This is a genomic window from Vibrio sp. V39_P1S14PM300, from assembly GCF_009904765.1.
GTDB classification, from domain to species: Bacteria; Pseudomonadota; Gammaproteobacteria; order Enterobacterales; family Vibrionaceae; genus Vibrio; species Vibrio proteolyticus.
In genome coordinates this window covers 1-12,985 of record NZ_WXWP01000074.1, presented here as the reverse complement: position 1 = coordinate 12,985, position 12,985 = coordinate 1, and the positions used below count along the sequence as shown (strand labels likewise).

General features: G+C 54.3%; 13 protein-coding genes. 1 reads left to right on the top strand and 12 read right to left on the bottom strand.

The genetic code is table 11. The features are described 5' to 3' along the window. Window positions 1-107: 107 nt before the first annotated feature. Entirely contained in the window at window positions 108-2,072 is a 1,965-nt protein-coding gene (locus tag CAG65_RS03650) for a DNA topoisomerase III (RefSeq protein ID WP_021704335.1), read from the top strand. Between the two features lie 40 nt (window positions 2,073-2,112). On the opposite strand, the gene CAG65_RS03645 is transcribed toward CAG65_RS03650, so the two are convergent. From CAG65_RS03645 to CAG65_RS03590, 12 genes are all read right to left on the bottom strand, one after another. Further along, a complete protein-coding gene (locus CAG65_RS03645) occupies window positions 2,113-2,319 on the bottom strand; it encodes a hypothetical protein (protein ID WP_021704334.1) in 207 nt (68 codons plus the stop codon). Between the two features lie 191 nt (window positions 2,320-2,510). Beyond that, the gene (locus CAG65_RS03640) at window positions 2,511-3,197 is read right to left on the bottom strand and encodes an SDR family oxidoreductase (protein WP_161452237.1); all 687 of its coding nucleotides are present in this window, start codon (window positions 3,195-3,197) and stop codon (window positions 2,511-2,513) included. Between the two features lie 85 nt (window positions 3,198-3,282). Then, a complete protein-coding gene (locus tag CAG65_RS03635) occupies window positions 3,283-3,750 on the bottom strand; it encodes an Sbal_3080 family lipoprotein (RefSeq protein WP_021704332.1) in 468 nt (155 codons plus the stop codon). Between the two features lie 21 nt (window positions 3,751-3,771). After that, window positions 3,772-5,001: a beta-ketoacyl-ACP synthase gene (locus CAG65_RS03630; RefSeq protein ID WP_021704331.1), complete on the bottom strand. Its 1,230-nt coding sequence runs from the start codon at window positions 4,999-5,001 to the stop codon at window positions 3,772-3,774. Further along, complete coding sequence (locus CAG65_RS03625; protein ID WP_161452235.1) at window positions 4,998-5,723, bottom strand: 3-ketoacyl-ACP reductase FabG2; 726 nt, start codon at window positions 5,721-5,723, stop codon at window positions 4,998-5,000. The genes CAG65_RS03630 and CAG65_RS03625 overlap by 4 nt, the downstream gene beginning before the upstream one ends. Beyond that, the gene (locus tag CAG65_RS03620) at window positions 5,720-6,184 is read right to left on the bottom strand and encodes a hotdog family protein (RefSeq protein ID WP_021704329.1); all 465 of its coding nucleotides are present in this window, start codon (window positions 6,182-6,184) and stop codon (window positions 5,720-5,722) included. Before CAG65_RS03620 ends, CAG65_RS03625 begins: the two co-directional genes overlap by 4 nt. Beyond that, the gene (locus tag CAG65_RS03615; protein ID WP_161452233.1) at window positions 6,177-7,364 is read right to left on the bottom strand and encodes a beta-ketoacyl-[acyl-carrier-protein] synthase family protein; all 1,188 of its coding nucleotides are present in this window, start codon (window positions 7,362-7,364) and stop codon (window positions 6,177-6,179) included. Before CAG65_RS03615 ends, CAG65_RS03620 begins: the two co-directional genes overlap by 8 nt. A 9-nt stretch (window positions 7,365-7,373) precedes the next feature. Next, window positions 7,374-7,997: a DUF3261 domain-containing protein gene (locus CAG65_RS03610; protein WP_443098371.1), complete on the bottom strand. Its 624-nt coding sequence runs from the start codon at window positions 7,995-7,997 to the stop codon at window positions 7,374-7,376. Then, window positions 7,994-10,333, bottom strand: a complete 2,340-nt coding sequence (locus CAG65_RS03605) for an MMPL family transporter (protein ID WP_161452231.1) — start codon at window positions 10,331-10,333, stop codon at window positions 7,994-7,996. The genes CAG65_RS03610 and CAG65_RS03605 overlap by 4 nt, the downstream gene beginning before the upstream one ends. After that, window positions 10,305-10,940 (bottom strand): outer membrane lipoprotein carrier protein LolA, encoded by a 636-nt coding sequence (locus tag CAG65_RS03600; protein WP_443098370.1) that lies wholly within the window; start codon window positions 10,938-10,940, stop codon window positions 10,305-10,307. Before CAG65_RS03600 ends, CAG65_RS03605 begins: the two co-directional genes overlap by 29 nt. Further along, a complete protein-coding gene (locus tag CAG65_RS03595) occupies window positions 10,904-11,359 on the bottom strand; it encodes an acyl-CoA thioesterase (protein WP_161452229.1) in 456 nt (151 codons plus the stop codon). Before CAG65_RS03595 ends, CAG65_RS03600 begins: the two co-directional genes overlap by 37 nt. Before the next feature lie 18 nt (window positions 11,360-11,377). Continuing rightward, window positions 11,378-12,922, bottom strand: coding sequence for an HAL/PAL/TAL family ammonia-lyase (locus tag CAG65_RS03590; protein ID WP_161452227.1), 1,545 nt, complete (start codon window positions 12,920-12,922; stop codon window positions 11,378-11,380). Window positions 12,923-12,985 lie beyond the last annotated feature (63 nt).

Genomic DNA, 12,985 nt, shown 5'->3' with positions numbered 1-12,985 from the left:
AGGCAAAGAAGACGCGTAATTAAACTGGTTAAATATACAGTTTAATCTTGCATTATAAGGGCCACATTGGATAATGTGGCCCTTATTGTATCTGCTGAAATTGTTTTATGTCTCGCTTGTTTATCGCCGAAAAACCCAGTCTTGGCCGAGCTATTGCGGCGGCACTTCCTGGTCCGAAAAAAAATGATCAGGGATTTATCCGCTGTGGCAACGGAGACGTTGTGACTTGGTGTATTGGTCACCTTCTGGAGCAGGTTGAACCGGATGCGTACGACGAGCGGTATAAAAAGTGGAACATGGCTGATTTGCCGATCGTGCCGCAACAGTGGCAGCTGCGCCCACGAAAGTCAGCCAGTAAACAACTGACAGTGGTCAGAAAACTGCTTAAGGAAGCGCAGCAGATCATTCACGCCGGGGATCCGGATCGCGAAGGGCAGTTGCTGGTCGATGAAGTGCTGGATTATTGCAAAGTCAGTCAGAGTAAAAAAGACGCGGCTCAGCGCCTTTTGATCAGCGATTTAAACTTACCGGCAGTCAAACGAGCACTGGTTCAGATGCGCAGCAATCGGGATTTTATTCCGCTGTCGGTGTCGGCGCTTGCCCGCTCGCGCGCCGATTGGTTGTATGGCATGAATATGTCACGAGCTTACACCTTGCTTGGCCAGCGAGCAGGCTACCAGGGGGTGTTGTCGGTGGGGCGGGTGCAGACACCGGTACTAGGATTAGTGGTGCGCCGCGACGAAGAGATTGAACACTTTGTCCCTAAAGATTATTTCACGTTGCACGCGTTGATTCCGTATCAAGATGACACACAGCAGTTCGATATTCGCGCTCGTTGGAAGCCGAGTGAAGCCTGTCAGCCATGGCAAGATGAAGAGGGGCGCATTCTTAACCGCAAGCTGGTGGAAAATGTTGCCAGGCGAATAGCCAATCAACCTGCGACGGTGACCGAATCCGAGCAAAAACAAACCCGACAAGCTCCACCCTTACCTTATTCACTCTCGGCCTTGCAGATCGATGCGGCTAAGCGCTACGCGATGAGCGCCCAGCGTGTGCTGGATACCTGTCAGGCACTGTACGAAAAACACAAGCTGATCACTTATCCGCGTTCTGACTGTCGCTATTTGCCGATGGAACACTATGCGCAAGCGAGTATTGTGTGTGAGGCTATCCGTACCAATGCCAAAGAGTTACAACCAGCGGTGAACGGCGCCGACTTAAGCCTGAAATCCAAAGCCTGGAACGACAAAAAAGTCGACGCGCACCACGCGATCATCCCCACGCCGAAACAAGCCAGCGTCAATGCACTTTCTGGCGATGAAATGAAAGTCTACGCACTGATTGCTCGTCAGTATCTGATGCAGTTTTATCCGGCGGCGGTGTACGCAGAGGCGAAATTGGTGTTCGATATTGCCGGAGGCACCTTTGTTGCTAAAGGTCGCCAGTTGGTGTCACCTGGCTGGAAAACGCTACTCGGTAAAGTGGATGACGACGACAATGGTGTCGATTGCGTGCCGCCTTTGGCCGAAGGCACCGTGCTGACGTGCCGGGAAGGGGAAATCAAAGATCGTAAGACCGAACCGCCTCGCCATTTCACCGAAGCAACGCTGCTTCAGGCCATGACCGGTATCGCCCGGTTTGTTGAAGACAAAGAGCTGAAAAAAATCCTGCGGGATACCGATGGGCTGGGAACCGAAGCCACTCGTGCTGGTATTCTGGATACCTTGTTTAAGCGTCAGTTGCTGAAGCGGGAGGGGAAAATGATCTTGTCTAGTGAGGCTGGGCGGGGGCTTATCCATGCTTTGCCGGGGGAGTCAACGTATCCGGATATGACCGCCCACTGGGAGCATCAACTGCAAGGCATGGCAGAGCGTAATCAGGCCTATCAACCGTTTATGCAGGCGTTGCTGCAGCGCATTGACGAACTGATGCAGCGCGTAAAAGCGGGTCCGGTTCCTCCATCGCTTCAACAGTTACCCAGAGTGGAGCGTCCGGCGTTCAAACGTAAAAAGCGCAGCTACGCCACCAAAGGCAAAGCCAAATCCGGCGGTAAAAAAAGGGCGGGAAAATAAGTCAGCGACAACGCCTTTCGGCCGCTGACGGGGCAGGGAATTACTCAAATAACGTGTCATTACCTTTAATCGCATCGCTGACTTCATCGTGGGTCAGCACGCGTTTGCCCAACTGGTCTTTGACTTGTCTGCCTAGGCCCACCAAGGCTTCGCGGTTGGCTTTGGTCTGACGTTTGCCTGCACTGCGCAAGCAGTGATTCAGTTCGTGGTCTTCACTGAAATTGACCAGTTCTCTGTCGGTGGCCATCTTTACTCTCCTTATACTGGGGGTTGAGATCCTCTCTAAGTCTGGTTGGATACCGCTATTTTGCAAGTTACGCCAGGCGATAATTCCGCTCAGATAGCCAGCGTCTATGTTTTGTCCTGTTATCTTATTGAAAAACGTAGAGTCAGGCGTATTAGCCTGACTCCTTCTGTATCAGGCCATGCGCCGCTGCGTTACCAAGGCAGGCGCTCCCCCAGATAGTTGAGAAACTGGCCGTTTTGCGTGTTGTCTGCCTGAGCAATCACGTCTGCCAAGCCTTGCGCTGAGGTGGTTGTGTCAATCAGCGCATTGGGTCCGCCCATGTCTGTTTGTACCCAGCCTGGATGCAGCGCCAGAACGGTAAACCCTTTTTCACTCAAATCGTTGCTAAGGCTTTTGACCACAGAGTTCAGTGCGGCTTTGGACGAGCGATAGAGATACCCGCCACCGGCGGTATTTTCGGTCATGCTGCCGACTTTAGAGGAGAGGCAGGCTATCTTGCGCAATGAGCCTGCTTGGAGGCGAGGATAGAGGTATTCCACCAGTTTTAACGGTGCGATGGTGTTGATTTCCAGTACCCGACGCCATTCCATTTCATCGGTATGGCCAAACCGACCACCTTTCGGCCCGTAATAACCGGCATTGTTGATCAGCAGGTCGATAGGCGGCAGTTGCCTTGCAAGCGCAGCGACTGATGGGTAATCGGTCACATCGAGTGAATGACAGTGCAGGGGGTCATGCGTTGCGGACAGGGACAGTAACTCGGTCGCTGACGCGGCCTTGCGGTAGGTGGCGTGTACTTGCCAGCCATGAGACAGGTAGTGTTTGACCAGACTTAGCCCGATGCCCCGGTTGGCGCCGGTAATAAAAACCACACTCATAATAGACTCCGTTATCTTTGCTTGAACGTATTGTAGGTGAGCGGAGCGGGAAAGAAAAATGGCTCCGTCCACGGAGCCATTGCGATCAAATCACGCCGTTTTTGGCGTCGAGGGTGGCCTGCGCCGGTGATGTCTTATCAAACAGGATATCCATCATGGCTTTAATGCGTTTGGTGTCGTCGCCAAATTTTTCCGTATCCAGGCCATTTGGCGCTTTGAACGTTACTGTGCCGACTCGGGCGCCGTCTTTGTAAGCACTGATTTTGGCATCAGCAATGAAGGTGCGGAAATCCCAGCTCCAGCGCGAGACGTAATCCAAAGTCAGCTCATCCTGTTTTGGCTGGCTGCCATCCAGAGCCACTTTGCAGGTATAACCGTTGTCGTTGCACCACGCCAGCATAGAGGCGAGGAAGACATCGCGTGTGGCATCATCTTCAATAATGGTCATCGACTTTGTCTGGTTGGTCTCAGCGATTGCTTCACCTTCAAATTTGGGAGAGGTACAGCCGGCCATGACCAGAACTGCACCGATAACGAATAGACGTTTAAGCATCTTTTGTGTGCCTTATAGTAGTTAGAATGAGAGTTTTTTAAAAATAATAGAGGTGTTGATGCCACCGAAAGCGAAGTTGTTGCTCATCAGGTATTCCACTTCAAGCTCGCGACCGCTGCCCGTGATGTAATCCAGGTCGCCGCACTGCGCGTCCAGTTGATCCAGATTGAGCGTTGGGGAGAACCAGCCTGTGTGCATCATTTCCAGGCTGAGCCAGGCTTCAATCGCGCCACAGGCGCCAAGAGTATGGCCGAAGTAGCTTTTTAATGAACTGATCGGCACTTTCCCCAGCGCATTGGCGGTGGCGTTACTTTCCGCAATGTCACCGCGATCCGTGGCGGTGCCGTGTGCAGACACATAGCCAATCTTATCGGCTGACAGTCTGGCGTCTTTCAGCGCCATCTCCATACAGATCTGCATGGTTTCCATTTGCGGTTGGGTTACGTGGGCCGCGTCACAGTTGCTGGCAAAGCCGACGATTTCCGCATAGATGGTCGCGCCACGCGCTTTGGCGTGTTCGTATTCTTCCAGAACCAGTGTGCCGGCTCCCTCACCGATCACCAGGCCGTCGCGATCACTGTCATATGGGCGGGGGGTACTTTTTGGTGTGTCGTTTTTTAAACTGGTTGCAAACAGGGTATCGAACACCGCAGATTCGGTTGGGCACAATTCTTCACCGCCGCCGGCGACCATCACGGTCTGATAGCCGTGCTTAATCGCTTCGTAGGCGTAGCCGATCGCCTGGCTGCCCGATGTGCAGGCGCTGCTGGTGGGGATCACGCGGCCGCGCAGGCCGAAAAACAGTCCCACGTTCACGGCGGTGGTGTGGGGCATCATCTGCACGTACGTGGTGGCCGTGATCGCCCGGGTTGATTTCTCATTCAACATCACTCCGAAGGCGCCGATGGCATCGGTACTGCCGGTTGAAGATCCGTAAGCGATGCCGGTTTCACCGTTGGTCAGTACTTCGTGACCCAGAAGGCCGGCCTGCGCCAGCGCATTCTCGGTCGCCACCGTCGCCAGTTTGGAGACACGACCCATTCCGCGCACCTGCTTGCGCTTGTAATGTGGGGGTAACTCGAACCCGTCAACCGGTGCCGCCAGTTTGGTGTTGAGGCCTTCGTACTGTTCGTAGGAAGGCATGTACTGAGTGGCATTCTGGCAATCGCGCAATCTGGGCTCGATGCTCTGCCAGTCGTTACCAAATGCGGTCACACCGGACATGCCGGTGACAACAACCCGACGACTCATATCAGACCTCCATTGACCGAAATGACCTGGCGAGTGACGTAGCCTGCGATGTCGGACATCAGGTAACTGACCAGTCCTGCGACTTCTTCCGGTTCGCCCATTCGACGCAACGGCACCTGTGGTAACGCGTGCTCTTTGACGTGGTCGTCGACCATACTGGTATCGATCAGGCCCGGTGCGACACAGTTGACGGTGATCTTGCGTTTTGCCAGTTCCAGCGCCAGCGATTTGGTGGCACCGATCACGCCGGCTTTCGCAGCACTGTAGTTGGTCTGACCGCGGTTGCCCATGATGCCGGACACCGACGCCAGCGTCACAATGCGTCCGCCTTTGCGTTTTTGTACCATAGGCATCACACATGGATGCAGCACGTTGTAAAAACTGTCGAGGTTGGTGTGGATCACTCCGTCCCATTCTTCTTCTGTCATGGCCGGAAACGCAGTATCGCGGGTAATGCCGGCGTTATTGACAACGCCGTAATAAGCACCGTGCTCGGCGATGTCGGCCTCAAGACGGCTGCGACACTCTTCACGATGACTGATGTCAAACTGAATCAAACGGCCCTGGCCGCCACGGTTGAGGATGGTCTCAAGGGTTTGTTGTGCACCGTGTTGGTCGCCCATATAGTGCACGGCGACGGTAAAGCCATCTTGAGCCAACTGAATAGCGATTGCGCGGCCAATGCCTTTACTGGCACCGGTGACGAGTACATGTCGGGTCATGCGTGACTCCTGATTTTCATTTCTTGTAATTTTTGTTCGGACGGGACATAAACGTTGAGCTGGCAGGAGGCGAGCGTTGTGCCTGCCAGATCCAGTCGGGCGGTAAACACGGCCATGCCGTTATCTTCCATGACTTTTTCAGCGTAAATGTCCAGAGTTTGCCCGGCCTGAAAATGATCAACGTCACTGTGGTAACGGCGACTTCCGAGCAGGAAACCGATTGGCGGCGACTGGGACTGTTGTAACGCATGGAAACCGGACCAAGCCGCGATTGATTGCGCCATAAATTCAATGCCGACGTAGGCCGGTATTGTTCGAGTATCGGCGTGATAAAACGGGTTGTGTTCACCGATGTCGACCTGACAGTGGATACTGTCCGTCGCCACGCTGAGGGCGCGATCTATCAGTATCATTGGTTTATCGTGAGGGAGCAGGTGCTCAATTGAAGGAATACTAGTCATTGAGATAACCCAAAATAAGACTGACGTTGTTGCCACCAAAGGCAAAAGAATTGCTCAGAATGGCTTTGCGACCAAGTTTGATCTCTTGTTCCACTAACGAAATCTCAATGTCCGGTGCTTTGTGTTGGCAGCGCTGCTTCGGCAGATTGAGATCGCGGGAGAGGATATGCCAGGCGATCGCTGCTTCGGTCGCACTGGCGGCACCGAGAGTATGGCCGGTTAAATGTTTGGTTGAACTGACGGGCACGCGATCGCCAAACACCCGGAAAATCGCCTTGCTTTCCATGCTGTCATTGAGTGGCGTGGCCGTGCCGTGGGCATTGATGTAACCGATGTCCTGAGCTGTTAGCTTGGCATCCTGCAATGCTTTACGCATGGCTTGTTCGGCGCCAGCGCCATCGGGATGAGGAGCAGAGATATGGTGTGCATCCGAACTGTCGCCCACGCCCAGCAGTGCCACTTTTGCGGGCGCATGGCTGAGCAACATAAAGGCTGCCGCTTCGCCAATATTGATGCCACTGCGATTGACACTGAACGGTTGGCATAATGTCGGTGACAGAGCTTCCAATCCGTTGAAGCCATTTAAGGTCAGGCGGCATACGGTATCAGCGCCGCCGACGATCACGGCATCAGCCAGCCCGGCTTGCAGCATGCGTTTGGCCGTCAGGTAGACCCGACCGCTGGAGGAGCAAGCGGTGGATATGGCGTAACAAGGTCCTTGAAGACCAAAATATGCCGCGATGAAATCGCTTAAATTACCCAGCTCCTGTTTGCGGTAATGGTAGTCAGACGGAAACTCGCCCGTGGCCAGCATCTGGCCATAAGCCACTTCGCCATCGGCAATCCCGGATGTACTGGTGCCGACCACCACGGCGACACGTTCGGCGCCGTACTGTTCAATCGCGGCATACACCGTGCTCTCTATCTGCTGCAACGCTGAGAGCGCCAAGCGGTTGTTGCGGGTATCAAACTGGCGTAGTGACGAAGGTATGGCGGGCAAGGCCTCGTGTACCCGGCCAATGACGGTGGGGGTGTCGGTATTGAGGATCTGAGTATCCGCTTCCATGTGGTTACACATACCACTACTCAGACACTGCTTTATCCCTGTGTCTGTGTTACCCATCGCGGAGTGGAATCCGCAGCCCTGGATAAAAATCGGCTGAGAAACGTGCGTGACCATGATGATTTTCTACTGTGTAACGTCCTGGATCCGGTGATTGAGTGTCTGGATAGTAATAGTGTACTTCAACTTACGGTTGTGGAACTGAATCTCTCCGCTGAACGGATCGTGGCTTTGGTACTCGATTTCTATGACGGTATCACCGGAGTTATCTAAAATGGTGCGTGTATTATTGGCATCAATCATTTGCCACTTTACTTGATTTAGTGGTTCTTCCCAAGCACTACGCGGCCAGAGCGTGATCATCAGGTTAAATAATACCTGTTCGGGTTTAGGCAGCGTATTTTCCAGACCGTTCATCACTTGTGTGTCGATCGTATTGTTCTGGTAGTTGAGCGACAGAATTCGGGTCCCCCAGGAGGAAAATCCCGCCAGCAAAACCTGCTGAGGCTTGACCTGAAGTTGGACTGGGAGTTGCTGGCTATGTTTGCTGGTGTCGTCCTGCCACTGGGCAGAAATCAATTGACTGGCCGTGACCTGATACCCCAGTTGGGCTGGTGTTGGCAAAGTCACGCGTGTGTGCGGCGCGATGTCGACCTGAGGGCCGCTGGAGTCGGCCACCAGAGCGCAGCCACTCAGCATCCACGCGAAGGCGATCAAAGCCGTGCGTTGGATAGAGCGCAAACCGATCATGAATTCTCCTTGTTAGCACGAATGGCCAGTGGTGATAGTAACCAGGCAACGAAAATGCCACTTAGCACCGTGATGCCAAAACTGTGAATGGCGTGCGTTTGACTCAGTGCCAGCAGGCCAAAAGACAGCAGTGTGGTTACCGCCGACAGGGTAATCGCCAGCAGCGTCGCGTGGCTGCGCGATTGTTCGGCGAAAAATAAGGTGTAGTCGATGCCGATACCAACGATCAGAATCAAGGCCAGCAGGTTAAACAGATTCAGAGCAGAGCCGCTCAGAGTGGTGACCGCTAAACCCGCCAGACAAGCGATCAAACAAGGCAACAGAATCTGAATCGTATGTGTCCAGCCGTAACGCTTCAGGAGTAGCAGGGCGATCACCGCAACGGCGGCAATGAGCAGTTCCATGACTTTAACCCGGTACTGGGCAAACAATGCTGAGATGTCTTCGGCTTTATCCAGGTAAGTGAGGCCCGCGCTGTTTTCTGCATAGATTCTGATCACTGACGCATCGCACACACCGCGCAGCATCACAACCGCAGCGGCCTGACCATCAATCTGCCCCAGATAAAGAAAACGCAGCGGATCCGCAACCGGCTGAGACAGATATTGTTGCAACGATACAGCACGAAAGCCTGCAGGGAGACTGGGCGTATCCGACCATTTGAGCTGTTTGGCGAGCTGGGGGGCGTAATCGGTGTACAGCCGGGCAATCAGATGATGATCCTGCTGCTGACGTGACCGCGAACCCAGGTATTGGCTGAGACTCTGGTAACCACCGAGAATGTGTTGTGTCTGCCACTGTTGAAGTTGTGGATCCAGTGACTCCAGCGCTTGCATCAGGGACTCATCGTTATCGGCACTGACCACTAACATCTGCTGCGAAGCCTTCAGGCCGGTGATATCGGCGATGCGGGTTTCCTGCTGCTTGAGGCTGTCTGGCATGGCTTGAAGCTGACGGATATCGTCGTTGTAGCGGACCTGCGTCAGCGCCAGCGCGCTGACCCCCAGCACAGTGAGCGGTAACCCATATTTCAGTGCTGGTTTTGACCACAGACCTAACCACCATTGCCAGACTGACTGTGCCGGCAACGCTCTGGCGCTCATGGGTTTGGCCGCCAGCCACGGATACCAGGCGACCACCGTCATGTACGCGGCGCTCAGGCCAATCGCAGAAAACAGAGCCAGTTGTTGCAGGCCGGGAAATGGCGCGACCAACAGGCCTAAGTAACCGATCAGGCTGGTGAGCAGGCCAAAAGTGATCGCGGCCATGATGTGCTTCAATCCGGTGATACTGTTCCACTTTGGGCCGGCCGCCAGGCGATCGGTCAGGTAGTGAAAAGCATAGTCGATAGAGACGCCAATCAGACTGGCACCAAACACCAGGCTGAACAGGTGGATTTTGCCAAACAGCCAGGTTGTGACTGCCATCGCGACGACTAAGCCGACCGAAATCGACAGCAGAGCGAGTGACAGCGGGGTCAGGCTGCGAAAGACCAATGCGATCAGAAGTACAATGCCGAGCAACGAATAGAGCCCGATGGTACTGATTTCCGATTTCGCGCTCTGGGTACCGAAACTGGCGTAAAACAACACGCCGCTGTGTAAGGTGTCGACCTGGTAGTCCTGCCGGAGAAGGGCCTCTATTTGCTCAATCTCCGGCACCGCTTGTTGCGCGGCCATACTGTAAGGGGACTGGCGAAGTTCTGCGCTGACTAAGACATAGAGCTGACCTTCCTGCCGCGTGGTGAGAAAGCCATCATGGAATTTGAACTGAGATGAACCGGCAGTGAGTTGGTTCAGGTAGTCACGAAACAACAGGAACGGATCGTTTTTCAGCTCCTCGCTGGTGACGCCTGAAAATGGGTTATACAGCGATTGTATCACTTTGGTGAGCTGCGCTTGTGGGGATTGAGTCAGGCGCTGGCGCTGTTCTTCGGTCAGTTGCTGAAAGCGGTGTTGAAAATAGTAGCTGGCCCATTGAGCCTGCTGATCAGCATCAATACGGGCGGTGATGGTGGCAAAGTAGCCGCTCTGTTTCAGGCGGGCGCCTAGAGTGTCGGCCGCTTGGTACACTGATGCGTCTTCTGTCCCGGTCAGGACAAACACCACTTTGTCGCTCAGGCTGGTGGTGACATTATCGAAAGCCTGTTCAGCCAGCGGGTTCTGCTGGTTCTTGGGCAGCAGTTTGAGGATGTCGGTTTCAATTGGCGCCTGAGCGGAAAAAGCCCACTGCTTTGTGAGTAAAGCGAGGCACAGAGTCACCAGAATCAACCACCATACTGCGATTCGGCGGCCACCTAGCCCGGAATCAGAAATCAAACTGGGTTTGCTCGGCATCACTCAGTGTCTCGGGCTGATGGGTTTGATGATGGAATTGGATACGGGTGTTATCCCCGCGCAGCTCTTGCAGCGTCAACTGTTCGATGTCCGTTTGGCCGGACAAGGTGATGCGCTGAAATACTTTATCGAGTGGCGCTTGTTTCGGAGTGAGTATGAGCACCCACTGACCATTTTCAACGTGAAAACTCAGCTCAAACTGCTGTTTGAGCACCGCGGTATCGCCATGAAACACCGCGAGGAACACGCGCGTAAAGTAAAACGCCATCGGGTTGTCCTGCGCCGTGACCACTTGCGGGCTTTGGTCAGCAAACGTCTGCTGCAACTTATCTTCAGTCAGCACCAGGTTGACCGGAAACGGTGTGGTTTGTTGCCACAACAGGCCATGTTTTTTGTCGAGCACAAACTGGCCGGACGATTCCAGTGGCTGGTCGAACATGGCAATCTCACGCTGCTGAGTAAACTCACCGCGCACGATGTTGTGTTGTGCCAATTGGTGCTGCAAAGACATCAGATCGGTGACCTGCGCCAGACAAAGTGGTGACAGCAGTAAGGCCATCAAGGTGAGGATCATTCGCATTGATTGTCCCCGCCATTCTGGTGCCATTGCTCGACCTTATCGGTGAACACTTTCGGTGAGACGAAACACATTTCCTGTTCTGCGATCGTTACGGCGACTTGTGTGGTATGGGCTTTACACATCCGTTGTCCGGTGTCGGCGTCTGAGATCAGGTAATCCACCCGCAGACGGTTTTCCCATTCGGTCAGTGTGGCTTTAACACGAATTGCGTGGTTAAACGGGATCGCTTTGACGTATTTTACCCGGGTGTCAATGATAGGCCACATGTAACCCGAGGCATTCATCGCCAGATAACCGTAGCCAATTTTGTCCATCATCACCCGACGCGCTTCTTCAAAAAAACGGAAGTAGTTGCCGTGGTAGATCACGCCCATCGGATCGGCGTCCTGAAATGAGGTGGTTAGCGTCACCTCAGCTTCCAGTGGGTATACGATCGCTTGGTTCATCGTCGCTCCGTTTAAAAGTTAAGGGTACAGGGCCCAGTGCTGTGACTGAATGCGAGCGATGAAGTGGCGCAGATCGTCTTCCAGCGGACGATCTTCCGTCACAAAATCAAACTCACTCAGCACCGCGTCGCGGATCATGGTCAGGTTGTCACTCATATGCTGCACATCCAACTGGTTGTCCCGGCGACGAAGCTCAAGAGCCTGCGTGGCGGCCAGCAATGAGGCGGCGGCGACTTGTTCGGTCAGCTCCAGTACGCGCAGGCAGTCGCGAGCCGCGATGGTGCCCATACTGACTTTGTCCTGATTGTGGCATTCGGTGGAGCGGGAGAACACGCTCGCTGGCATGGTGTGTTTCAGCGCTTCGGCGGTCCAGGCGGAAACGCCAATCTGCACCGCTTTGAATCCGTGGTTGATCGGTTTACGTGCCCCTTGTGCGCCGGTGAGGTTAAACGGCAAACCATTATTGAACTTGTAATCCATCAACTGGGCCATCTGACGATCGAGCAGATCGGCCAGGTTCGCGATACCGGTTTTTAAGGTGTCCATCGCCATGGCAATGTGGCCGCCGTAGAAATGGCCGCCGTGGAGCACCCGTTCGTTGTCGCCGTCAATGATCGGGTTGTCGTTGGCACTGTTGAGTTCATTTTCGATCATCTGACGCAGCCACGGCAGAGAATCCTGTACTACGCCGATCACGTGAGGGGCACAGCGTAGCGAGTAGCGATCCTGCAGTCGATCACTGTTGCGTGGTGGCCGTTCTGCTTTGAGATCGTCACGCAGCCAGGCGGCGATTTGTTGCTGGCCCGGGTGTGGTTTCACCGCGAACAGTGCCGCGTCAAAATGAAAGTCATTGCCGTGCATGGCCACCGAAACCATGGCGGTAATTTTGGTGCACAGCTGCGCCAGATACTCGGCGCGCTGATAGGCCAGACAGGCGAGGGCCGTCATCACCGAGGTGCCGTTCATCAGTGCCAACCCTTCTTTGGGTTTGAGTTTGATCGGCGCAATACCGAGCTGGGCAAATACCTCTGCTGTTGGACGAACTTCGCCTTTGTACAGAACGTCACGCTCTCCAATGAGGGCTGACGCCAGATAGGAGAGAGGCGTCAGGTCGCCGCTGGCACCAACCGATCCTTCCTGAGGAATCCGCGGTGCGATGTCCTGATTGATCAGGGTGACAATCTGATTCAATAAATCATGCGAGACGCCGGATACGCCCTGGGCCAAAGAACACAGGCGCGTCGCCAGCACGGCTCGGGCCTGCTGGAGTGACAACACGTCGCCCAGCCCGCAGCCGTGGAAACGGGTTAAATGTAAAGGCAACTCTTCCACCAGCTCTGGTGGGATCGCTACAGTACAAGAGTCGCCATAGCCCGTGGTCACGCCGTAGATCACGCCTTCCTCTTTCAGCAGACGCTCAAGAAATGCGACGCCACAGTCAATACGAGCCAGAAACTCCGGTGAGGCGTTGAGACGGGCTGAGGCGCCATTGGCGATAGCGACTACGTCTTCAATGGTCAGGCGATCGGCGCCGAAAGTAATGTTGTCAGTTTGCGTCGTCATGGTGCTGATTACTTAAAGTCCAAAAATTAAAAAAATTGTACCACTGCAGCGGAGCTTTCAGGG